Genomic DNA, 21,431 nt, shown 5'->3' on the forward strand with positions numbered 1-21,431 from the left:
GCCCAAGGCGTCACAACAGCGGGCGGGGCGTCAGACCCGCATCGCCTGCGGCGTCTCGCGGAGCTCCGCGTCCGGGCCGGGGTACTCGCGGATGATCTCGTAGCGCGTGTTGCGCTCGACCGGGCGGAAGCCCGCCTCGCGGATCAGTTCCAGCAGGTCCTCGCGGCCCAGCTTGTTCGGGGTGCCGTAGTTGTCCGCGTCATGCGTGATCTTGTACTCGACGACGGAGCCGTCCATGTCGTCCGCGCCGTGCTGGAGGGCGAGCTGCGCCGTCTGCACGCCGTGCATCACCCAGAAGACCTTCACGTGCGGGACGTTGTCGAAGAGCAGGCGGGAGACCGCGAAGGTCTTCAGCGCCTCGGCGCCCGTCGCCATCGTCGTGCGCGCCTGGAGCTTGTTGCGTACCTTGCCGTCCTTCATGTCCACGAAGTCGTGCTGGTAGCGCAGCGGGATGAAGACCTGGAAACCGCCGGTCTCGTCCTGCAGTTCGCGCAGCCGGAGCACGTGGTCCACGCGGTGGCGCGGCTCCTCGATGTGCCCGTAGAGCATCGTCGCCGGGGTCTTGAGGCCCTTGGAGTGCGCGAGGCGGTGGATGCGCGACCAGTCTTCCCAGTGGGTGCGGTGGTCGACGATGTGCTGGCGGACCTCCCAGTCGAAGATCTCCGCACCGCCGCCGGTGAGGGACTCCAGACCGGCCTCGATCAGCTCGTCCAGGATGTCGGAGGCCGACATGCCGGAGATCGTCTCGAAGTGGTGGATCTCGGTCGCCGTGAACGCCTTCAGCGAGACGTTCGGCAGCGCCTCCTTCAGCGCGGAGAGCGAGCGCGGGTAGTACCGCCACGGCAGGCTGGGGTGCAGCCCGTTGACGATGTGCAGCTCGGTGAGGCTCTCGTTCTCCATGCTCTTGGCCAGGCGAACGGCTTCCTCGATGCGCATCGTGTACGCGTCCTTCTCGCCCGGCTTGCGCTGGAACGAGCAGTACGCGCACGAGGCCGTGCACACGTTGGTCATGTTGAGGTGGCGGTTGACGTTGAAGTGGACGACGTCGCCGTTCTTGCGCGTGCGCACCTCGTGGGCGAGGCCGCCGAGCCAGGCCAGGTCGTCCGACTCGTAGAGGGCGATGCCGTCCTCACGGGTCAGCCGCTCGCCGGAGCGAACCTTGTCCTCCAGCTCACGCTTGAGCCCAGCGTCCATGCCGGTCCTCTCCATCTGTCCTCGTATCCGTCCCGCGCGATCCGCGGCGCGGTACGTGTGCCCCGCAACCGCGCCCCAACCGTACTCTCAGCGCCCTCAGACCTCCTCCGGCAGGCCCCCGACCCGGTTCTCCCACTTGGTGGAGAGCACGATCGTCGTACGGGTGCGCGAGACACCCTTGGTGCCGGAGAGCTTGCGGATGATCTTCTCCAGCCCGTCCACGTCGCCGACCCGAACCTTGAGCATGTACGAGTCGTCGCCGGCGATGAACCAGCAGTCCTCGATCTCCGAGAGGTCGCGCAGCCGGCGGGCCACGTCCTCGTGGTCCGCGGCGTCGGACAGCGAGATGCCGATCAGTGCCGTGACTCCGAGGCCGAGCGAGGCCGCGTCCACGGTCGCGCGGTAGCCGGTGATGACTCCGGCGCTCTCCAGCCGGTTGATCCGGTCGGTGACGCTGGGGCCGGAGAGGCCCACGAGCCGGCCCAGCTCGGCGTACGAGGCACGTCCGTTCTCACGAAGTGCCTGGATGAGCTGCTTGTCCACCGCGTCCATATACCTGAAGCCTTCCATTATTCGGCGATCCCTCAAGTTTACGTATAGAATCCAAGGCACACAGGGTCGACACCCTGTGAATCTTTCAACAGATCAAAGATGATCTGTTCAATCTTCAGGAGTGGTTCACCGTGTACACGATCGAGATGGCCTACGCGCACATGCGACAGCTCCAGGAGCTGGCCAACCGATCCCGCACCGACCAGCCCGCCGCCGCACACCGCGTCGACAAGACCCGTAAGCCGGGGCGCGCCAAGAAGCGCTAAGCCCCACCGCTTGCCTCCCGGGAGCGCGAGCCACCGAGCTCCCCTTCCCACCGGCGGTACAGCCCGTGCGGCACCCCTGCCGCGTCGAGCACCCGCCCCGCGACGAAGTCCACCAGATCCTGGATGTGCGTCGCACCCGCGTAGAACGCCGGAGAGGCGGGCAGCACCACTGCGCCCGCCTCGTCCAGGCTCACCAGATGCTTCAGCGTCTGCCCGCTCAGCGGGGTCTCCCGTACCGTCACCACCAGCCGGCGCCGCTCCTTGAGCGTCACGCTCGCGACCCGCTGGAGCAGGTCCTTCGACAGCCCGAGCGCCACCCCGGCCACACAGGCCGTGGACGCGGGCACGATCAGCATCCCCTTCACCGGGTACGAGCCGCTGCTCGGTCCGGCCGCCAAGTCGCCCGCGGGCCAGTAGCGCACGCCGTCCAGGTCGGGGCGCGCGAAGGTCGCGGGCTTGCCGTCGGCCCCCCGCTCCAGCCACTCCCCCAGATCGTCCCGCCAGTGCGCGTCGCGGAAGGCGATCCCGGTCTCGTCCAGCAGGGTCAGCCTGGACGCCCGGCTCACCACCAGGTCCACGCCCTCGCCCGCCGCCAGCAGCCCGCGGATCACGGCGGCCGCGTACGGCGTCCCGGACGCCCCGGAAACCCCGACCACCCACGGGGTGCGCTTGCCCTCAGTCATACCTCCGAGACTATCCGGCCACCGCCGGGGGGCACTGGCTAAGGTGTCCGCACGTTCAAGGGGTGGACACGGCGGGAGGGGTAGTCATGAGCGGAAGCGGAAGCAGTACACACCCGGGCGGTACGGGATCGTTCGCCTGGAGCCGGACCGGCAGGACCGGCCGGGCCGTGGCCGCCGCGAAGCTGATGGTGGGCTGGGTGGCGCTGCTGTGGCTGATCGAGGCCGTCGACTACGCCGCGGGCCACGCGCTCGACGCGTACGGGATCACCGCGCGGGAGGCCGACGGCCTGAGCGCGATACCCCTGGCGCCCTTCCTGCACTTCGGCTTCGACCACGTGGCCTCCAACAGCGTCCCGCTGCTGGTCCTCGGCTTCGTCACCGCGCTGAGCGGCATCGGCCGCTTCCTGGCCGTCAGCGCGGCCATCGTGCTGGCCGACGGCTTCGCGGTCTGGCTGATCTCCCCGCCCCACAGCATCACGGCGGGCGCCTCGGGCCTGATCTTCGGCCTCTTCGGCTACCTGCTGGTCCGCGGCTTCGTGGAGCGCAGCCCCCTGGGCGTGGCGGTCGCCGTCGTCATCGCCGCCGTCTGGGGCACGACCTTCCTGGCCGGAGCCCTCCCGACGGACTCGATGGTCAGCTGGCAGGCCCACCTCTTCGGCCTCCTGGCCGGCGCGGCGGTGGCTTTGGCGGCCCGGCCCCGGCCTGAGGTTGCGGCGGTCTAGGCTGCGGCGCCAGGGTCCACGGGGAGGCCGGCCGTGTCCACGGCGACCTTCCCGATACCGGTCTCCACGGTGACCGTCTCCCCGTACGGAATCACGTCGCGACCCCGGTAGCCCTCGGGCCCGGGGTTCCACAGGGTGGTGCACTGCGCCTTGTACGGGTCGAAGATCAGGTAGTGCGGGATGCCGCGCCGGGCGTAGGCCCGGTCCTTGACCTCGTAGTCGTTGCGCACGCTGCTCGGTGAGACGACCTCGATGACGAGCTCCACGAGGTCAGGAGGGTAGGCGCTGAGATTCCGGTCGGCCTCCGCCTCCGGGACGACCGCGAGGTCCGGGCAGAACTCGTTGTCGCCGTCGAAGGGAACGGCGACATCGCTGATGAAACCCCACTCAGACGACAGCTGGGCTTCCAGCGTGTTCCACAGCAACCGGATGGTCCTGGCGTGGTGCGGCTTCAGCGGACTCATCACGATGGCGCCCTCGACAATCTCCATCCGGTAACCGGGGAACATGTCCTCGAACCGGCTGAGCTGTGAGTGCAGGCGCTCGGTCTCCGAGACGGTCACGTCGGCCTCCCTGTCCATGCACTCGATGGTATGCCGCACGCTAGCCACCCGGGCAGGTCGCGAACCGCCGGATCCCGCAGGGCACACACGATCGAGCTACAGCGACAGCCCCCGCACCACCAGGTCCGCCAGCGCGCACACGAACAGGGCCATGCCGATGAAACCGTTCACCGTGAAGAAGGCGCGGTTCAGGCGGGACAGGTCGTGCGGGGTGACGATGGTGTGCTCGTAGACGAAGGCGGCCACGACGATCAGCAGGCCGAGCCAGAACAGCCAGCCCGCGCCGGTCGCCACCGCGTACCAGGCCAGCAGGCCCGTGGTGACGACGTGCGCGCCGCGCGCGCCCCACAGGGCGGCCGGGATGCCGTAGCGGGCCGGGACGGACTTGACGCCCTCCGCGCGGTCCGCCGCCACGTCCTGGCAGGCGAAGATCAGGTCGAAGCCGCCGATCCACACGCCCACCGCGAGGCCGAGGATCACCGCGTCCCAGGACCACTCGCCGGTGATCGCGATCCAGGCCCCGACCGGGCCCATCGCCTGGGCGATGCCGAGGATGGCGTGCGGGAAGTTCGTGAACCGCTTCCCGTACGGGTACACCACCATCGGCACCACGGCGACCGGCGCCAGCATCAGGCAGAGCGGGTTCAGCAGCGCCGCCGACCCGAGGAAGACGGCCAGGGCGATCCCGGCCCCGGTCCAGGCGGAGCGGACCGAGACGGCGCCGGTCACCAGCTCGCGCCCGGCGGTCCGCGGGTTCCGCGCGTCGATCTCCCGGTCGATGATCCGGTTGGCGGCCATCGCGAAGGTCCGCAGCCCCACCATGCAGATGGTGACGAGCAGCAGCTCGCCCCAGTGCATCCGCTCGTCGAGCGTGAACATGGCGGTCAGTGCGGCGATGTAGGCGAAGGGCAGCGCGAAGACCGAGTGCTCGATCATCACGAGCCGCAGGAAGGCCTTGACCTTGCCGGTGGCCTGCGGCGCGGGCCCGGATCCGAGGACCCCTTCGGCTGCGGATGTCATACGAGGGTTCTCCGGAAGTCTTCGAGGTCGGCCAGCAGGTCCGCCGTGGGGAGCGTGCCGAGCTCCAGGGTCCACGGGCCCGCGTCGTGCCCCTCGGGCGGGGTGACGTGGGCGGTCAGCTGCCAGGTGGTGGGAGACGGGCGCGCCTCCAGGCGCAGGAAGTTCCCGGCCTCGGCGGTGAACGGCTCGCCCGCGACCAGGGCTCGCTGGAGCTGCTCCGCGAAGTCGTCCGCCTCGATGTCCCGCGCGCCGGGCAGCTCGAAGCCGTCGCCCTCGCCGTCCTCGTCGAGCATCAGTGCCCAGACGTTGCCGGGGCCCGCGAACTCCTCCGGCGTCACGCCGGCCTCCGCGGCGGCCTCGCGGACGCCCGGGTCGGCCGGGTCGAGTTCCGGGCGCACCAGGGCCACGTAGACCGTGTCGGTGCCGATGAAGAGGGCGGGGCCACCCATGGCTACAGGACTCACAGTCCGTACTCCTTCCAGCGGCTGTCGACCAGGGCCGCGGTCGCGGGGTCGGACTCGACCATGTCAGGCCAGCCGCCGTCGCGGGTGTAGCCCTCCGTCGGCAGCTTCTTCGTGGCGTCGATGCCGGCCTTGCCGCCCCAGAACTGCTGGTAGGAGGCGTGGTCCAGGTGGTCCACCGGGCCTTCCACGACGGTGAGGTCGCGGGCGTAGTCCGTATTGCCGAGCGCCCGCCAGGAGACCTCGTGGAGGTCGTGGACGTCGCAGTCCTTGTCCACCACGATGATCAGCTTGGTCAGCGACATCATGTGCGCGCCCCAGATGGCGTGCATGACCTTCTGCGCGTGCTTGGGGTACTTCTTGTCGATCGAGACGATCGCGCAGTTGTGGAAGCCGCCCGACTCGGGGAGGTGGTAGTCCACGATGTCCGGGACGATGATCTTGAGGAGCGGGAGGAAGAAGCGTTCCGTCGCACGGCCCAGCGGGCCGTCCTCCGTCGGCGGCCGGCCGACCACGATCGACTGGATCAGCGGACGCTTGCGCATCGTCACGCAGTCGATCGTCAGCGCGGGGAACGGCTCCTGCGGGGTGTAGAAGCCGGTGTGGTCGCCGAAGGGGCCCTCGGGGAGCGTCTCCCCGGGCTCCAGCCAGCCCTCGATGACCACCTCGGCGTTGGCCGGGACCTGGAGCGGGACCGTCTTGCAGTCCACCATCTCGATCCGCTTGCCCGCCACGAACCCTGCGAAGAGGTACTCGTCGATGTCGCCCGGCAGCGGCGCGGTCGACGCGTACGTCACGGCCGGCGGGCAGCCGAAGGCGATCGCGACCGGCAGCCGCTCACCGCGCGCCGCGGCCACCGCGTAGTGGTTGCGGCTGTCCTTGTGGATCTGCCAGTGCATGCCGATGGTGCGCTTGTCGTGGCGCTGGAGGCGGTACAGGCCGAGGTTGCGCACGCCCGTCTCCGGGTGCTTGGTGTGCGTGAGCCCGAGGTTGAAGAAGGACCCGCCGTCCTTGGGCCAGGTGAAGAGGGCCGGCAGCTGGTCCAGGTCCACGTCGTCGCCGGTGAGGACGACCTCCTGGACGGGCGCGGAATCGCCCTTCACCTTCTTCGGCGGCACGTGCACCATCGAGCCGAGCTTGCCGAAGGCCTCGCGGACGCCGATGAAGCCCTGGGGCAGCTCCGGCTTGAGCAGGCCGCCGATCTTCTCGCTGATCTCGGCGTACGACTTCAGCCCGAGGGCCTTCAGCAGTCGCCGGTCGGTGCCGAAGACGTTCATGGCCAGCGGCATCGCCGAGCCCTTGACGTTCTCGAAGAGCAGCGCGGGTCCGCCCGCCTTGTTCACTCTGTCGACGATCTCCCCGACCTCTAGGTACGGGTCCACTTCGGCCTTGATGCGCTTGAGGTCGCCCTCCCGCTCGAGGGCCCGGAGCAGCGAGCGGAGATCGTCGTAAGCCATGCGGGCAATTGTGGCATCCCCGCTCAGAGCCCGAAGCGCGGCGGGGCCTCTACCCTGGAAGAGTCCACGGCGGGCCTGCCCGGCCCGCACCGTTCTTCTGGGGGTCGGTCCCACACCGTGCTGCGCTATCTGCCGTTCCTGCTGATCATCGCGCTGACCATCTACACCTTCATCGACTGCCTGAACACGCCGGAAGAAGAGGTCAAGCACCTTCCGAAGGTCGTCTGGGTCCTGATCATCCTGCTCTTCTCGCTCGTCGGTCCGATCGTGTGGCTCTTCGCGGGCAAGAAGCGGGTGCCCGGCGGCGCCGGCCGGCCGCGCCCGGGCCGCCGCACGTGGGTGGCGCCCGACGACAACCCGGAGTTCCTGAAGTCCCTGCGCGAGGAGCGGGACGAGACGGACAAGGACAAGGACAAGGAGTAGGGCCGGGCCGCCTCAGCCCGGCGCGTGGGGGCGGGCCTTCGCCGCCCGCCCCGCCGCCTGCGCGAAGGCCCGTACGGCGCCGGTGTCCTCGCCCGCGCGCCAGACCAGCCCGTACCCGACCGGGTCGGCGTCGGTCACCGGTACGTGGGTGACGCCGGGGCGGGCGTGGTAGGCCGCGGCGTGGGCCGAGGTCAGCAGGGCGCCCTGGCCGGCCGCGACCAGCATCAGCGCCTCCTGCAGGTTCGTCACCTCCGGGCCGCGCCGGATCGGCCGCCCGCCCGGGGTGCGCGCCGGGGCGTGGTGCTCGCGCAGGTACGCGGGCAGGCCCCCGGCGACGGACAGCAGCGCGACCCCCGCCAGTTCCTCCAGCGTCACGGAGTCCCGCGCGGCCAGCGGATGCCCGGCGGCCACGGCCAGCGCCCGCGCCTCCGTGATCAGCGCCGGCCCCTCCCCCAGGTCGGGTTCGCGGACCGGGAACTCGGCGAAGGCCACGTCGAAGGCCCCGCCGCGCAGTTGACCGTACGGGTCGGAGAGCGGCACCTCGCACACCTCGACGGTGATGCCGGGGTGCGTGGTGCGCAGGGCCTGCGCGGCGCGCAGGACGAGTTCGCCCGCGGGCGGGGTGGTGAAGCCGACGTGCAGCACCCCGTCCGTGGCGCGGGCCGTCGCCGCGGCCCGGTCCAGGGCGGCGGCGATGCCGCGGTGGTGGGGTTCCAGGTCGGCGCGGAGCTGGGCGCCGAGCGAGGTGAGGGCGACGCTGCGGCTGGTGCGCAGGAAGAGCCGGGCGCCGACGCGCCGTTCGAGGCGCTGCACGAGCTGGCTGACGCGGGCCCGGGAGAGCAGCATGCGCTCGGCGGTGCGGCCGAAGTGCAGCTCCTCGGCCAGGATCAGGAAGCAGTCCAGCTCATCGCGATCGGTAAGCATGGCTGAACGAACGTTGAGAGTTTCGCCGTTGTTCCCCCGCGGGCGGCGGGCGAGGGTTGTTGAGCCGGCAACTTTCCGCTCTTCCCTCTCCTCACCCTTCCCTCGATCCTGCGAGGTCTCTCCGTGAACTCCATCGATTCCATCCGCGGGCGCCGGCTCGGCGTCCTGCTCGTCCTGTGCGGCGCCATCTTCCTCGAAGGCATCGACGTCGCGATGCTGAACGTGGCCCTGCCCTCGATCCGCGCCGACCTCGGCCTCGAAACCGGCACGCTCCAGTGGGTGATGAGCGCCTACGTGCTCGGCTACGGCGGCTTCATGCTGCTCGGCGGCCGCGCGGCCGACCTCTTCGGCCGCCGCCGGATGTTCATCGGCTGGCTGACGGTGTTCCTGCTCTTCTCCGGGCTCGGCGGGCTCGCCACCGAGGGCTGGCAGCTGATCGCCGCCCGCTTCGTGACCGGGGTCGCCGCCGCGTTCATGACCCCGGCGGGCCTCTCCATCATCACCACCGGTTTCGACGAGGGGCCCCAGCGGGAGAAGGCGCTGCTCGTGTACTCGGGCACGGCGGCCGCCGGGTTCTCCGTCGGGCTGGTCGCGGGCGGGCTGCTCGCCTCGGTGGGCTGGCGCTGGGTGTTCTTCGCTCCCGTGGCGCTGGCCGCGCTGATCCTGGCGGGCGCGCTGGCCTTCGTACCCAAGGCTCCGAAGGAGCTGCCGGCCGGGCGCCGGGGCCGGATCGACGTGTGGGGCGGGGTGCTCGTGACCGCGGGTGTCGTGCTGCTCGTCCTCGGTGTGGAGGAGCTCGCGGCGCTGCCCGCGGTGGCGGGGCTGGCGCTGCTCGTGGCGTTCGCCCTCGTCGAGCGGCGCACGGCCGAGCCCCTGGTCCGGCTCGGCGTCCTGCGCTCGCCCGGGCTGCTGCGGGCCAACGCGGCGGCGCTGCTGTTCTCCGCCGCGTTCTTCGGCTTCCAGTTCCTGGTGGTGCTCTACCTCCAGGAGGTGCGCGGCTGGTCCACCCTGCAGACCAGCCTGGCGATGCTGGTGATCGGGATCGACGCGGTCCTCTCGCCGACCGTGGTGCCGAAGCTGGTGACGCGGTACGGGAACGGCCGGCTGATCTTCGGCGGCCTGCTGCTGGCGGCGCTGGCGTACGGGCTGTTCCTGCCGCTGGGCGCCGACTGGTCCTACCTGCTGATGCTGCCGAGCCTGATCCTGCTCGGCCTGGCCTTCGCCCTGGTCTACGGGCCGCTGACCATCGTCGCCACCGAGGGGGTCGCGGAGGAGGAGCAGGGCCTGGCGGGCGGTCTGCTGTACACGGCGTTCCAGTTCGGCGCGGCGCTCGGGCTGGCCGGGGTGACGGGGGTGGCGGCCGGCGCCGCCGAGCCCCTGGACGGGTACCGGGCGGCGCTGCTCGTCCCCTTCGCGGCCGTCCTGGTCGCCGCGGCCGTCAGCCTGCCGGGGCTCCGGCGGGGCTCACACCGCCCAGGGCAGGGGGCGGGTGCCCTCGGTGCCGGGTACGCAGACGAGGCCGTCGGCACGCCTGGCGACGTACACCTCGGTGTCGGCCAGGGCGTGCACGTGGCGCAGGACGTCCGCGGGTAGCACCACGGCCTCGCCTGGTGACGGGAACGCGGAAAGGGGCCGGGCGGCCTTTCGGCCCCCGGCCCCTTTCCGCGTTCCGTTCGGTCACAGCACTAGACGCCCGCGTACGAGTGCTTGCCGCTCAGCAGGATGTTCACGCCGTAGTAGTTCCAGATCCAGCAGGCGAACGCGAAGAGCGCGAGGTACGCGGCCTTGCGGCCCTTCCAGCCGGCCGTGGCGCGGGCGTGCAGGTAGCAGGCGTACGCCACCCAGGTCACGAAGGACCAGACCTCCTTGGGGTCCCAGCCCCAGTAGCGGCCCCACGCGTCGCCGGCCCAGATCGCGCCCGCGATGATCGTGAAGGTCCACAGCGGGAAGACGGCCGCGTTGATGCGGTACGAGAACTTGTCGAGCGAGGCCGCCGACGGGAAGCGCTCCATGACCGAGGTGGCGAACCTGCCGGGCTTGCCGCCCCGCACGAGCTTGGCCTCGTAGGAGTCGCGGAAGAGGTACAGGACCGCGCCGGCCGCGCCGATGTAGAAGACCGCACCGCAGATGATCGCGGTGGAGACGTGGATCAGCAGCCAGTACGACTTCAGCGCGGGGACCAGCTGGTCGCTGTCGGTGTAGAGCACCGTGGTGGCGATGCCCAGGTCGAGCAGGACCGTGGTGACCAGGAACAGGCCGAGCCAGCGGACGTTCTTCTTCAGCGCGAGGAGCAGCAGGTACGTGCCGACGGCCACCGTGGAGAAGGTGATCGAGAACTCGTACATGTTGCCCCAGGGGGCCCGCTCCACCGACATCGCGCGGGCGACGACGCCGGCCGCCGCGAGCAGGAAGCCCAGGGTGGTCAGCGAGACCGCGATGCGCCCGTACAGGTCGCCCTGGACGGTGCCGCCGGCCGCGCCGGGGCCGTCCGGGACGTCACGGGTGCCGGCGGCGCTGCGCGTGACCACCTTGGGCGTGTCGAGGACGGCGGTGCCGGCCTTGCCCCGCACCTGGACGGCGGGGGCGGCGGCCCCGGAGCCGGACGCGGCCCCGGCCTGGGTGAGCGCGGCGGCCGTACGGGCCACCTTGCTGCGGCTACCGAAGATCCACTCGGCGATGTGGGCGAAGAAGGCGAGGGTGTAGACCGCCATGGACGCGTAGATCAGGTTGTTGCTGAGGTGAGCCAGACTCTCGTTGGCTGCGGCCGCGAGCTGCATCACGCGCGCTCCCCTTCGACTTCTTCGGCTTCTTCGGCAGGTACGGCAGGTTCGGGTTCGGTATCGGCGGCCGGTGGCGCGGGCGGCGCCGCGCTCGGCGCCCGCTCGTGGAGCGCGCCGGCCAGGGCCGCCAGTTCCTCCGGGAGCCTGGCGGACTCGCTGCGGCCGAGGCCCGCCATCTCGACGACGGTCACGCCGTCCTTGCCGCGGAACGCGCGCACCCAGATCCGGCGGCGCTGGATGAAGAGGGAGCCCGCGAGTCCGGCGATGGCGGCGACGGCGCCCGCGAGGGCGAGGCCGCTGCCGGGCTGGTGGGTGACGGAGAAGGTGGCCCAGCGCTCGATGCCCTCGAACTTCACGGTGCCCTGGCCGTTCGGCAGGTGCATCGACTCTCCGGGGACCAGCAACTGCTTGAAGAGCTCGCCCTTCTCGTCCTTGAACTTCTCCATCTTCGACGTGTCGAGCTGGTAGACGTTCTGCGGGAGGCCCGAGTCCACGCCGAGGCTGCCGTGGTAGGCGTTGAGCGTCATCGCCGGACTGTCCAGTTCCGGGAACTGGGAGAACATCGTGCCCTGGCCCGTGCCCGCGAACGTCGGGATGAACCAGGCCTGGAAGCCGAGCTGCTCGCTCTTGCCGTCCTTGTCCTTGTACCCGTCGGTGACCTTGATGGCGCCGGCGGAGGTGAGGTTCCCGTCCTGCGGCAGCATCGGCACGGCGTCGCGGTAGATCACCTTGCCGGTGGGGTCGGTCACCGAGATGACCGGCGCGTAGCCGTGGCCGAGCAGGTAGACCTTGGAGCCGTCCACCTCCAGCGGCTTGTTGACCTGGATCTCGCGCTTCTCCGGCTTGCCGTGCGCGCCGTTGCTGAAGGTGACGTACGCCTTGAAGTCGCGCGGGGTGCCCTTCTGCGGGCCCGTGCGCTCGAAGGTGGCGTCGAACTTGTCCAGGGAGAAGGAGAAGGGCGGCAGGTCGTCGGGGTCGAAGAGGCCGCCGGCCTTGAAGTCGTCGTACTGGGTGAGCGTGTTCGAGAAACCCTTGCCGCGCAGGACGAGCTTGCCGCCCTCGGACTTGAAGTACTGGCCCCAGGCGAAGGCGATCAGCATGACGATCAGCGCCACGTGGAAGATCAGGTTCCCGGCTTCGCGCAGGTAGCCCTTCTCGGCCGAGACCGATCCGCTGCCCGCCTCCGTACGGAAGCGGCGGCGGCCGAGGAGGCCTCGGGCGGTGGTGAGCACCTCGTCCGGGGAGCTGTCCGTGCGCCAGGTCGTGTACGCGGGCATCCGGTTCAGCCGCTTGGGCGCGGCGGGCGGCCGGCCGGTGAGCTGGCCGACGAACTGCCAGGAGCGCGGCAGGATGCAGCCGATCAGCGAGATGAACAGCAGCAGGTAGATCGCGGAGAACCACACCGAGCTGTAGACGTCGAAGAGCTGGAGCTTCTCGGCGACGCCCACCCAGGAGGAGTGTTCCTTCTTCCAGGCGGCGACCTTCATCAGGTCGACCTGGTTCTGCGGGACCAGCGAGCCGGGGATGGACGCCAGCGACAGCATGAAGAGCAGGATCAGCGCCACCCGCATGGAGGTGAGCTGCCGCCAGAACCAGCGGGCCCAGCCGAGCACCCCGATGCCCACGGGGCCGCCGGGGGCGTCCTCCAGGGGGGCGGTGGACAGCTGTGCGCCGGCGGCCGCTTCCGCCGAGGCCTCCGCGGAGGCCTCGGCGGAAGCGGAAGCGGAAGCGGAATCCTCGGACTCCGGGGCATCGTGCGGCGCCTCGGTGGACGCCTTGTCGGTCGTACTCATGTCCGTGTAGTCCTCAGATCCCCACCGTGAAGCCGCTGGTCCAGCCCTGCATGTCGCTGACGATGCTGCTCCAGATTCCTGTGACGAGCAGCAGACCGGTCAGGATCAGCATGCCGCCGCCGATCCTCATCACCCACGCATAGTGCTTCTTCACCCAGCCGAATGCGCCGAGCGCCTTGCGGAAGGCGAGGGCGGTGGCGATGAACGGCAGCCCCAGTCCCAGACAGAAGACCACGGTCAGCAGCGCACCGCGGCCCGCCGTCGCCTGGTCGATGGAGAGGGTGCCGACGGCCGCGAGGGTCGGGCCCATGCAGGGGGTCCAGCCGAGGCCGAAGAGCACGCCGAGCACGGGCGCGCCGATCAGTCCGACGGTCGGCTTCTTGTGGAAGCGGAATTCGCGCATCGTCAGACCGGGGATGGCGCCCATGAAGAACAGGCCGAGCAGGATGACCAGGCCGCCCAGCACCCGGGAGATGACTTCCTTGTTCGCGTCGAGGGTCTGCCCGAAGTAGCCGAACAGCGCGCCGGTCGAGACGAACACGGACGTGAAACCGAGCACGAACAGGCTCGCGCCGCCCAGCATCCGGCCGCGGCGGGCCTCGGCGAGGTCGGCGCCGCCGACGCCGGTCACGTAGGAGAGGTAGCCGGGGACCAGGGGCAGCACGCAGGGCGAGAAGAAGGAGACCAGCCCGGCGAGCAGGGCGATCGGCAGGGCCAGCAGCAGGGCGCCGTTGAGGACGGTCGTGTTCACGCCGGTCGCTTCGGCCGCGAGGACGGTCCCCTCGAGCGGCCCGGAGAGCCCGGCGAGTCCGGTGAGTCCGGAGAGTGCGGTGACCACGAGGTCACTTCTCCGCGAGCAGCGGCTTGATCATCCCGCGCAGCTGCTCCTCGTTGACCGCGGCCAGGGTGCGGGCCGCGATCTTGCCCTCCTTGTCGAGGACGATCGTGGAGGGGATGGCCGCCGGGTTGAGCGAGCCCTTGGGGAAGCGCAGGACCAGCTTGCCGTCCGGGTCGTAGAGGCTCGGGTAGGTGATCCCGTAGGTCTCTTCGAAGGAGGTGGCGTTCTGCTTGCTGTTGTCCCGGGTGTTGATGCCGACGAAGGCGACGTCCTCGCCGGCGTCCGTCATCTCCTTGGAGACCTTCGCGAAGTACTTGGCCTCGGCTCGGCACGGCGGGCACCAGGAGCCCCAGACGTTGAGGACGACGACCTTGCCCTTGAGGGTGGTCGTGTCCAGGGTCCCGCCGTTGACGGTCTCGCCGTCGAGTTTGGGGGCGTCGACGCGCTTGCCCCGGGCGACGGTGGAGACGCCGCTGGAGCCCGTCACGTAGTTGCCGCCGGCGGAACCGGAGGATTTGCTGCCGCCGTTCTCATCGCCGCACGCCGTGAGGGTGAGTGCGCCGGCGAGGGTCACCGCGGTCAGCAGGATGGCGCGGCCGCTGGTCGAGCGGCTGCGGCGGGGGGCGCGGCTAAGGCTCATGTGAAAAGTTTCGCATGTGTGGTTTGCGGATCTTCCGCGCCCCCCGGGGGGTCTGCCAATCCGCTGGTCAGGTGCGGACCCGTTGCAGGTCAGACCGCCGCGAGATACGTGCCCCAGCCACCGGTCGGCGCCTGACCGGGGCCGAGCGTGCGCAGCTTGGCCAGAACCTTCGGGTCCTGGACGTCCAGCCAGTCGGTGAACTGCCGGAAGGATACGAGGCGTACGTCCTTTTTGTCCGCCATGCCCTTGAGGGACTCCTCGACGGCGTCCATGTAGATGCCGCCGTTCCACTCCTCGAAGTGGTTGCCGATGAAGAGGGGCGCGCGGTTGCCCTCGTAGGCCCGCTTGAAGCCGCCCAGGTAGGTGGCGGTGGCCTGGGTGCGCCAGGCCGGGTAGTGGGAGGGGACTCCCTTGGTGGTGTTCTTGGACTGGTTCGCGAGGATGTTGTAGTCCATCGACAGCACCTCGAAGGAGTGCCCGGGGAACGGGAGCGACTGCAGCGGCAGGTCCCACAGGCCCCCGCGCTTGACCGGCCACTGCTGGAGACCGCCGGGCGAGCTGGAGTCGTAGCGCCAGCCCAGCTTCTGGGCGGTGGGCAGCAGGTTGTCCTGGCCGAGCAGGCAGGGGGTGCGGGCGCCGACGAGCTCCTTGCGGTAGTCGAAGGGCAGCGGCTCGAGGTCGGTCCAGCCGGTGTTGGTGCGCCAGTTGGTGACGAAGGACACGGCCTGGTCGATCTCGCTGCGCCAGTCCTCGGGGGTCCACTTGCCGACCGAGCCGGAGCCGCCGCAGAAGTGCCCGTTGAAGTGGGTGCCTATCTCGTGGCCGTCGAGCCAGGCCTCGCGCACGTACTTGAGGGTGCTCCGGACGTTCTCGTCCTTGAGGTACCCGATGTCGGAGGCGCCGACGGGGTTCTTCGGCGGGCGGTAGAGGTGCTTCTTCGACTCGGGCAGGAGGTAGATGCCGGAGAGGAAGAACGTCATGGCCGCGCCGTGGTCCTTGGCGAGCTTGAGGAAGCGGGGGAAGAGCCCGTTTCCGATCTCGCCCGCGCCGTCCCAGCTGAACACCACGAACTGGGGCGGGGTCTCGCCCGGCTGGAGGGGTACGGGGGCGGCCGGCTGGTGCGGCTGCGGCCCGGTGTCGGCGGTGGACCCGTCGCCGATGGGCTTGACCGCCGGGCCGGTGGGCGGGGCGGCGCCCGTCGGATTGGCCGGGCCCGGGTTGCCCGTACCGGACGGACCGCCGACGTTGCAGCCGGCGATGCCGGCCGCCGCGGCGGCCCCAAGTCCGAGTCCGAGTACTCCCCTTCGACTGAAGCCGCGCATATCGCTCATGTAATGCATACAAACGGACATTTCACCGATGTCCAGGGGTGACACGGCCGCGTCCGGCAACTTGTATGAAATTAGGCAGAGTCTTGACCAAACGGGCACGGCCCGAGGGGTTGCGCCTCGGGTCGGATTGCGCTTCGGGTCGGGTTGCGCTTCCTTCAAGGCGGGCTGCACCCCGCACTCACGACTCCGGGCCCGACCCCCCAAGGGGGCCGGGCCCGGCAAACCCTGCCGCGCGGCCGGGGCTTACGCCCCGAACGCCTTGGACTTGCCCTTCACCGGCTTCGCCCCCGCGAGGAGGTGCGCCGGGACCAGGTCCCGGGCCGGCTCGCTGTAGCCCACCGACACCAGCCGGTCGCCCTGGTACGTGAACGAGGTCAGCGAGGCCAGCGTGCACTGGCGGCGGCGCGGGTCGTGCCACAGCCGCCGCTTCTCCGCGAAGCTCCGTACGATCCAGATCGGCAGCTGGTGGCTGACCGCCACCGCCTCGTGGCCGCGGGCCGCGTCACGGGCGGACTCGATCGCGCTCATCATCCGCACGACCTGCTCGACGTACGGCTCGCCCCAGGACGGCTTGAACGGGTTCGTCAGGTGCTTCCAGTTCTCGGGCCTGCGCAGCGCGCCGTCCCCGACACCGAAGGTCTTGCCCTCGAAGACGTTGCCCGCCTCCAGGAGGCGGCCGTCGGTCGCAAGTTCCAGCCCGTGCGACTTCGCGATCGGCGCCGCCGTCTCCTGCGCCCGCTCCAGCGGGGAGGCCACGACGTACGTCACGTCCCGGTTCTCCAGGTGCTCCGCGACCCGGTCCGCCATCTTGCGGCCCAGCTCGGAGAGGTGGTACCCGGCACGGCGGCCGTACAGCACCCCGTCCGGGTTGTGCACCTCGCCGTGGCGGACCACGTGGACGACGGTGATCTCGTTGCCCCCGGCGGGGGCACCGGCTCCGGTGCTCGCCCCGGTGCTCGCTCCGGCGCTCACGCGGTGGCCTCCGCGGCGGCCCGGGCGGCGGCCGGCAGGGCGGCCGCGATGCGCTCGATCGCCTTGTCGTCGTGGGCGGTGGACACGAACCACGACTCGAACGCCGACGGCGGCAGGTAGACGCCCTGCGCCAGCATCGAGTGGAAGAAGCCGTTGAAGCGGAAGGCTTCCTGCTTCTTCGCGTCGTCGTAGTTGCGGACCTCGTCCTCGGTGAAGAACACGGAGAACATATTGGAGGCGGTCTGCAGCCGGTGCGCGACGCCCTCCTTGGTGAGCGCCTCGGTGACCAGCCCCTGGATCTGGAGCGACACCGCGTCGACCTTCTCGTACGCCGCCGCGTCCAGCAGCCGCAGCTGCGCCAGACCCGCGGCCGTCGCGATCGGGTTACCGGACAGCGTGCCCGCCTGGTAGACGGGACCCGCGGGCGCCAGGTGACCCATGACGTCCGCACGGCCGCCGAACGCCGCCGCCGGGAAGCCGCCGCCCATGACCTTGCCGAAGGTCATCAGGTCGGGCTTGACCCCGTCCACGCCGTACCAGCCGGCGCGCGAGGTACGGAAACCCGTCATGACCTCGTCGGAGATGTACAGGGCGCCGTTGGCCCGGCACAGGTCGGCGAGCCCCTGGTTGAAGCCCTCCCCCGGGGTCACGACGCCCATGTTGCCGGGCGCCGCCTCCGTGATCACACAGGCGATCTCGCCCGGGTGCGCGGCGAAGGCCGCCCGGACCGATTCCAGATCGTTGTACGGCAGCACGATCGTGTCCCCGGCCTGCGCGCCCGTCACCCCCGGGGTGTCCGGCAGCGCGAAGGTCGCAAGCCCGGAGCCGGCGGCGGCCAGCAGCGAGTCCACGTGCCCGTGGTAGCAGCCGGCGAACTTCACGATCTTGGCGCGACCGGTGAACCCGCGGGCGAGGCGGATCGCGGACATGGTCGCCTCGGTCCCGGAGGACACCAGACGCACCTGCTCAACGGGCTCGATCCGCGCGACGATCTCCTCGGCGAGCGCGACCTCGCCCTCACCGGGAGTACCGAAGGAGGTGCCGCGGACGACGGCGGCCTGGATGGCCTCCACCACGGCCGGGTGGGCGTGGCCGAGGATCATCGGCCCCCACGAGCAGACCAGGTCGACGTACTCGCGCCCGTCGGCATCGGTCAGGTACGGACCGGTACCGGACACCATGAACCTGGGCGTTCCGCCCACGGCGCGGAAGGCGCGCACGGGAGAGTTCACGCCGCCAGGCGTCACGAGGGACGCGCGGTCAAAGAGAGTCTGCGAGACTTTGGCTTCATACGGGTACGGGTAGCTCACACCAGCCATGGTCTCATCAGGCCGCGACTGACTTGCGGACGGGCGTTTCACCGCGCCGCCCCGGGGGAGGTCACTGCCATGATGATCAGGCTGCGTGGCGGGGGTCACGGGGCCGGGGCAGGCAAGACCAGTCGGGTGGAGATATGCAACGCGGTGGTGGACCGGGCGAGGGCACGGACGGCCTGGACCCGCAGCGCGCCCGCGAACGGCGCCGCGGCAAGCACCGCCGTCGTGTCACGGACGCGGCAGAACACGTACCGGGCCCCACGCAGGACCCCGACGGCCTCCCCAGGGGCCGCGGCATGGGTGTGACGTACAAGTACTTCGGCGCCCCCGACGGGGCCACGGCCGCGCGCGTCCCGGTGACGATGCGGCCGGAGGAGCTCGGCGGCGACGAGCTCGGCATGGGCGGCATGTTCACCAAGATCAAGCCAGAAACCGTCGCCGCGATGGTCCTGACCGGCATCGAGGGCATACCCCTGCACAAGGTGCCCCCGCTGGAGCTGGTCGTCCTCCACCCCGACTACGCCGTCGTGAAGCTCCCGATGACCGTCGTCGACCCGCTGCGCGGCATCGGCGAGGAATCGGTCGGCGCCGCCGCCTTCATCTGGTCCACGGTCCCCGACCGCGGCGGCCCCCGCGACGCCTTCAACGTCTACCAGCTGCTCCACGAATGGCAGGACTTCAGCCACCGCCTCCACGAGGCCGGGCACCAGCCGTACTGCCTGGTCTGGCCCTGATCCGGCCTTCCCTCCCGGTGGGCGGCCCGGTGGGCGGCCCTCTGCGAGGGCTTCCCGGCGTCGCCCCCGATTGAGTGCCCCGGCCGTACAACCCAGCGGGATCTTCGGATGTCTCCCTTGCGAGTAACAGCCTTTCGCACCAGGGGGATCCGTGCATTTGCCTGCTTCCGTCCGTCCCGCGCGCGGCCGGCGCCGCCGCGGCCTGTCCGCGCTGGTCGTCGCCGCCGTCATGGCCGGCACCGCCCCGGCACTGGCCGCCGCCGCCCACGCGGCGGACCAGCCGCCGTGGACCAGCTGGTCGACCGTCTCCAAGGTCCGGGTCGACCCGTACACGCAGGGGCTCGTCCAGCGGGACGACGGCTCCGCGGTGGTGCTCTTCTACCAGGACGCCCTCATCTCCGGATCGTGGCGACCCGTGCTCCAGGCCGCCGTGCGCCCGGCCGGCAAGGACACCTGGGAGACCCCGAAGCAGCTGTCCTCGTCGGCCGCGTGGAAGGGACAGGGCGCCCTCACCCTCGTGGGCGGTGACGTGGTCGCCGCGTGGACCGAGTACCCGGACGACCCGGATCCTGCCCAGTGGGGCAAGGTGCCGCTCCGGCTCGTCACCTCCACCCTGAAGAACGGCACGTGGTCGGCGCCCACCACCCTCTTCGACCTGGACCAGAGGCTCGTCCCGACGGAACCCGACCTGGCCGCCGGCGCCGACGGCACCGTCGCCCTCACCTGGCAGCAGCGCAAGACGTACGGCACCGAGTCTTCCGTCTGGGCGGCCACCCGCACCCCCGACGGCACGTGGTCCGCCGCAGCCCAGGTGAGCAACGCCGCCGCGGACGACGACCCCGGGGCCGAACAGCCCGAGGCCACCGTCGACTCCGACGGCACACCCGTGGTCGCCTTCCGCCAGCTGAAGGAGAACGGCGGCTCCAGCATCCGTACGTCCACCCGCCCGGCCGGCTCGGCCGCCTGGACGGCGCCCGCTCCGGTCGCGGACTCCGCCACCGTGCTCGGCGAACCCCGACTGGCCGGCGGCGCCGGCCGCGCTGTGGCCCTGACGTGGTCCGAGCCGCTCAAGGGCGAGAACGACCGGCTGCTCCACACTGCCGTCGTGCCCGACGCGAAGGCCGACTGGCGACGTGCGCCGGACCTCAGGGTCGGCACGAGCATGTGGACGTCGACCTCCGAGCCGCTGATCAAGCCCGACGGCGACGTGACCCTGCTCTGGACCGAGGGGGGCAACAGCGATCACCACGTGGCATCCGCCACGCTGAACCACACGGACGGCAAGTGGTCCGGCGTCACCCCCCTCTCGCCCCCGGAGGACCATTCGGTCCTCCAAGACGCCGTCGTGGGCAAGGACGGCACCATCAGGGCCCTGTGGCTGGCCCGGAACGAGCTGTACCAGGCGCGCCTCAAGGACGGCGTGTGGTCGGGCGGCACCATGCTGTGGGGCTCGCAGGGCGCCGACTACGTGGACGGCCGGATCGCAGCGGGGCCGGACGGCCAGGCGACCGCCACCTGGGACATGGGCGGCGAGAGCGAGATCCACGGCCTCCGCAGCGCCCACACCACCAACGCACCCCTGACGGTCCGTAGCGCCGACGTCCCGTCGCTGTACGACCACTGGTCCGACAGCTGGCGCCCCCAGTGGCAGCTCAGCCGACCCGTGTACTCCTGGACCCTGACCTTCACCGAGGCCACCGGGGCCTTTCGGCGCACCATCAAGGGCGGCACGACACTGAGCCCCTCGGCGACCTGGGACGGCTACGGGGACGACGGGACCACCCACACCCCCAGCGGCCCCGTGAAGTGGACCCTCAAGGCCACGTCGACGGCCGGGGACACCAGTGAGCAGACCCTGGCCACCGGCACGGTCACCGTCTACAACGGCGCCTCCGCCTTGCGTGACCAGGGCAGCGCCTCCGGCAAGCCCGACGGCATCGGCGACGCGCTCGTCATGACCACCAACGGCGGCATCCGCTCGATCTACGGGAACCGCGCCACCGGCGCCTTCAAGGGCACCGGCACCGGCTACGGCTGGCCCGCCGGCACCCTGCCCATCCCGGTCAAGGGACCGGAGCTCCACCTCACCAACGACCTGCTGATCCGCAATTCCAAGGGCGAGCTGCGCCGTTACACCGCCAACCCGGGCGATACCTTCACGCCCAAGACCCCGAAGACGCTCATCGGCGGCGGCTGGAACCAGTACGACGTGCTGACCTCCCCCGGCGACGTCGCCGGCGGCGGTCCGGCCGAACTCGTCGCCCGCAACGCCTCGACCGGCGCCCTCTACCGGTACGCCCGCGCCAAGGACGGCCTCTTCGCACCGCGCGTGCAGATCCCCGGCTCGTACAAGGGCTACAAGAAGATCCTCGGCGCCGGCGACCTCAACGGCGACCGGTTCGGCGACCTGATCCTCCAGGACAAGTCCAACCGGCTGTGGCGCATGAACGGCAGCAGCAAGGGCACCTTCAGCGCGCCCGTGAAGCTCTCCGACAGCTGGGGCACGACCTACAACTCCGTGGTCGCCGCCGGTGACCTGAACGGCGACGGCCGCGCCGACCTGCTCGCCCGGGACACCTCCGGCGTCATCTGGCGGATCCCCGGCACCGGCAAGGGCACCTTCGGCAGCCGCGTGAAGGTCGCCACCGGCTGGCAGATCTACAAGGGCCTCTACTAGGCACTGGTACGGCACCCGCGTGCGCGGGTCCGGCCCCGGCGCCCAGTGCGGCGCCGGGGCCCGCCCCTGCTGCCGGGGCGCGGCC

General features: G+C 70.8%; 21 protein-coding genes. 6 read left to right on the forward strand and 15 right to left on the reverse strand.

All coding sequences use genetic code 11. The annotated features are described in order from the left end of the window. Positions 1-30 precede the first annotated feature (30 nt). Together mqnE and ACFWBW_RS18565 are read right to left on the reverse strand one after the other, a co-directional pair. Complete coding sequence (gene mqnE / locus ACFWBW_RS18560; protein ID WP_327254377.1) at positions 31-1,194, reverse strand: aminofutalosine synthase MqnE; 1,164 nt, start codon at positions 1,192-1,194, stop codon at positions 31-33. Between the two features lie 96 nt (positions 1,195-1,290). After that, positions 1,291-1,746 (reverse strand): Lrp/AsnC family transcriptional regulator, encoded by a 456-nt coding sequence (locus tag ACFWBW_RS18565; RefSeq protein WP_385373815.1) that lies wholly within the window; start codon positions 1,744-1,746, stop codon positions 1,291-1,293. Positions 1,747-1,877: 131 nt separating this feature from the next. Here ACFWBW_RS18565 and ACFWBW_RS18570 point away from each other — a divergent pair, with 131 nt between their 5' ends. Continuing rightward, positions 1,878-2,012, forward strand: coding sequence for a hypothetical protein (locus ACFWBW_RS18570; protein ID WP_275431884.1), 135 nt, complete (start codon positions 1,878-1,880; stop codon positions 2,010-2,012). Here the strand turns inward: ACFWBW_RS18570 and ACFWBW_RS18575 are convergent. Beyond that, positions 2,009-2,695 (reverse strand): UbiX family flavin prenyltransferase, encoded by a 687-nt coding sequence (locus tag ACFWBW_RS18575; RefSeq protein ID WP_385373688.1) that lies wholly within the window; start codon positions 2,693-2,695, stop codon positions 2,009-2,011. The two genes, ACFWBW_RS18570 and ACFWBW_RS18575, sit on opposite strands and share 4 nt — an antisense overlap. An 86-nt stretch (positions 2,696-2,781) precedes the next feature. Here ACFWBW_RS18575 and ACFWBW_RS18580 point away from each other — a divergent pair, with 86 nt between their 5' ends. Beyond that, positions 2,782-3,417 (forward strand): rhomboid family intramembrane serine protease, encoded by a 636-nt coding sequence (locus ACFWBW_RS18580; protein ID WP_385373690.1) that lies wholly within the window; start codon positions 2,782-2,784, stop codon positions 3,415-3,417. On the opposite strand, the gene ACFWBW_RS18585 is transcribed toward ACFWBW_RS18580, so the two are convergent. From ACFWBW_RS18585 to ACFWBW_RS18600, 4 genes are all read right to left on the reverse strand, one after another. After that, a complete protein-coding gene (locus tag ACFWBW_RS18585; protein ID WP_385373692.1) occupies positions 3,414-3,998 on the reverse strand; it encodes a Uma2 family endonuclease in 585 nt (194 codons plus the stop codon). The genes ACFWBW_RS18580 and ACFWBW_RS18585 overlap by 4 nt on opposite strands. A gap of 78 nt (positions 3,999-4,076) precedes the next feature. Then, the gene (mqnP, locus tag ACFWBW_RS18590; RefSeq protein WP_385373694.1) at positions 4,077-5,000 is read right to left on the reverse strand and encodes a menaquinone biosynthesis prenyltransferase MqnP; all 924 of its coding nucleotides are present in this window, start codon (positions 4,998-5,000) and stop codon (positions 4,077-4,079) included. Beyond that, positions 4,997-5,464 (reverse strand): hypothetical protein, encoded by a 468-nt coding sequence (locus ACFWBW_RS18595; protein WP_385373696.1) that lies wholly within the window; start codon positions 5,462-5,464, stop codon positions 4,997-4,999. Before ACFWBW_RS18595 ends, mqnP begins: the two co-directional genes overlap by 4 nt. Next, positions 5,461-6,918 carry a menaquinone biosynthesis decarboxylase gene (locus ACFWBW_RS18600; protein WP_243340066.1) on the reverse strand — a complete coding sequence of 486 codons (1,458 nt, stop codon included), beginning with the start codon at positions 6,916-6,918 and terminating at the stop codon, positions 5,461-5,463. Before ACFWBW_RS18600 ends, ACFWBW_RS18595 begins: the two co-directional genes overlap by 4 nt. A gap of 117 nt (positions 6,919-7,035) precedes the next feature. Here ACFWBW_RS18600 and ACFWBW_RS18605 point away from each other — a divergent pair, with 117 nt between their 5' ends. Further along, complete coding sequence (locus tag ACFWBW_RS18605; RefSeq protein ID WP_385373698.1) at positions 7,036-7,341, forward strand: PLD nuclease N-terminal domain-containing protein; 306 nt, start codon at positions 7,036-7,038, stop codon at positions 7,339-7,341. 12 nt (positions 7,342-7,353) lie between these two features. Here ACFWBW_RS18605 and ACFWBW_RS18610 read toward each other — a convergent pair whose 3' ends face one another. Next, positions 7,354-8,265, reverse strand: a complete 912-nt coding sequence (locus ACFWBW_RS18610; RefSeq protein WP_385373700.1) for a LysR family transcriptional regulator — start codon at positions 8,263-8,265, stop codon at positions 7,354-7,356. A 141-nt stretch (positions 8,266-8,406) separates the two neighbouring features. Here ACFWBW_RS18610 and ACFWBW_RS18615 point away from each other — a divergent pair, with 141 nt between their 5' ends. Beyond that, positions 8,407-9,858 carry an MFS transporter gene (locus ACFWBW_RS18615; protein WP_385373817.1) on the forward strand — a complete coding sequence of 484 codons (1,452 nt, stop codon included), beginning with the start codon at positions 8,407-8,409 and terminating at the stop codon, positions 9,856-9,858. A 92-nt stretch (positions 9,859-9,950) separates the two neighbouring features. Here the strand turns inward: ACFWBW_RS18615 and ccsB are convergent, their stop codons facing one another. From ccsB to hemL, 7 genes are all read right to left on the reverse strand, one after another. Then, positions 9,951-11,042, reverse strand: a complete 1,092-nt coding sequence (gene ccsB, locus ACFWBW_RS18620; protein WP_385373818.1) for a c-type cytochrome biogenesis protein CcsB — start codon at positions 11,040-11,042, stop codon at positions 9,951-9,953. Beyond that, positions 11,042-12,838, reverse strand: coding sequence for a cytochrome c biogenesis protein ResB (locus tag ACFWBW_RS18625; protein WP_385373702.1), 1,797 nt, complete (start codon positions 12,836-12,838; stop codon positions 11,042-11,044). Before ACFWBW_RS18625 ends, ccsB begins: the two co-directional genes overlap by 1 nt. 13 nt (positions 12,839-12,851) lie before the next feature. After that, positions 12,852-13,589 (reverse strand): cytochrome c biogenesis CcdA family protein, encoded by a 738-nt coding sequence (locus ACFWBW_RS18630; RefSeq protein ID WP_385373820.1) that lies wholly within the window; start codon positions 13,587-13,589, stop codon positions 12,852-12,854. A 91-nt stretch (positions 13,590-13,680) separates the two neighbouring features. Beyond that, the gene (locus tag ACFWBW_RS18635; protein WP_385373704.1) at positions 13,681-14,316 is read right to left on the reverse strand and encodes a TlpA family protein disulfide reductase; all 636 of its coding nucleotides are present in this window, start codon (positions 14,314-14,316) and stop codon (positions 13,681-13,683) included. Between the two features lie 89 nt (positions 14,317-14,405). Then, a complete protein-coding gene (locus ACFWBW_RS18640; protein WP_385373822.1) occupies positions 14,406-15,638 on the reverse strand; it encodes a hypothetical protein in 1,233 nt (410 codons plus the stop codon). Between the two features lie 252 nt (positions 15,639-15,890). Next, on the reverse strand, positions 15,891-16,619 hold the full coding sequence (locus ACFWBW_RS18645) for a histidine phosphatase family protein (RefSeq protein WP_385373706.1): 729 nt from the start codon (positions 16,617-16,619) through the stop codon (positions 15,891-15,893). Beyond that, complete coding sequence (hemL, locus tag ACFWBW_RS18650; RefSeq protein WP_385373708.1) at positions 16,616-17,938, reverse strand: glutamate-1-semialdehyde 2,1-aminomutase; 1,323 nt, start codon at positions 17,936-17,938, stop codon at positions 16,616-16,618. Before hemL ends, ACFWBW_RS18645 begins: the two co-directional genes overlap by 4 nt. Positions 17,939-18,231: 293 nt before the next feature. Here hemL and ACFWBW_RS18655 point away from each other — a divergent pair, with 293 nt between their 5' ends. Continuing rightward, complete coding sequence (locus ACFWBW_RS18655) at positions 18,232-18,669, forward strand: hypothetical protein (RefSeq protein ID WP_008738524.1); 438 nt, start codon at positions 18,232-18,234, stop codon at positions 18,667-18,669. Positions 18,670-18,826: 157 nt separating this feature from the next. Further along, complete coding sequence (locus ACFWBW_RS18660; RefSeq protein WP_385373710.1) at positions 18,827-21,346, forward strand: FG-GAP-like repeat-containing protein; 2,520 nt, start codon at positions 18,827-18,829, stop codon at positions 21,344-21,346. Positions 21,347-21,431: the final 85 nt, after the last annotated feature.

This window comes from Streptomyces sp. NPDC059957, assembly GCF_042730015.1.
Lineage (GTDB): Bacteria > Actinomycetota > Actinomycetes > Streptomycetales > Streptomycetaceae > Streptomyces.

Coding starts and splice junctions, on each gene's coding strand:
- hemL (WP_385373708.1), bottom strand. CDS start 17,938: ATGGCTGGTGTGAGCTACCCGTACCCGTATGAAGCCAAAGTCTCGCAG.
- mqnE (WP_327254377.1), bottom strand. CDS start 1,194: ATGGACGCTGGGCTCAAGCGTGAGCTGGAGGACAAGGTTCGCTCCGGC.
- ACFWBW_RS18655 (WP_008738524.1), top strand. CDS start 18,232: ATGGGTGTGACGTACAAGTACTTCGGCGCCCCCGACGGGGCCACGGCC.
- ACFWBW_RS18640 (WP_385373822.1), bottom strand. CDS start 15,638: ATGCGCGGCTTCAGTCGAAGGGGAGTACTCGGACTCGGACTTGGGGCC.
- ACFWBW_RS18565 (WP_385373815.1), bottom strand. CDS start 1,746: ATGGACGCGGTGGACAAGCAGCTCATCCAGGCACTTCGTGAGAACGGA.
- ACFWBW_RS18585 (WP_385373692.1), bottom strand. CDS start 3,998: ATGGACAGGGAGGCCGACGTGACCGTCTCGGAGACCGAGCGCCTGCAC.
- ccsB (WP_385373818.1), bottom strand. CDS start 11,042: ATGCAGCTCGCGGCCGCAGCCAACGAGAGTCTGGCTCACCTCAGCAAC.
- ACFWBW_RS18610 (WP_385373700.1), bottom strand. CDS start 8,265: ATGCTTACCGATCGCGATGAGCTGGACTGCTTCCTGATCCTGGCCGAG.
- ACFWBW_RS18575 (WP_385373688.1), bottom strand. CDS start 2,695: ATGACTGAGGGCAAGCGCACCCCGTGGGTGGTCGGGGTTTCCGGGGCG.
- ACFWBW_RS18580 (WP_385373690.1), top strand. CDS start 2,782: ATGAGCGGAAGCGGAAGCAGTACACACCCGGGCGGTACGGGATCGTTC.
- mqnP (WP_385373694.1), bottom strand. CDS start 5,000: ATGACATCCGCAGCCGAAGGGGTCCTCGGATCCGGGCCCGCGCCGCAG.
- ACFWBW_RS18625 (WP_385373702.1), bottom strand. CDS start 12,838: ATGAGTACGACCGACAAGGCGTCCACCGAGGCGCCGCACGATGCCCCG.
- ACFWBW_RS18600 (WP_243340066.1), bottom strand. CDS start 6,918: ATGGCTTACGACGATCTCCGCTCGCTGCTCCGGGCCCTCGAGCGGGAG.
- ACFWBW_RS18635 (WP_385373704.1), bottom strand. CDS start 14,316: ATGAGCCTTAGCCGCGCCCCCCGCCGCAGCCGCTCGACCAGCGGCCGC.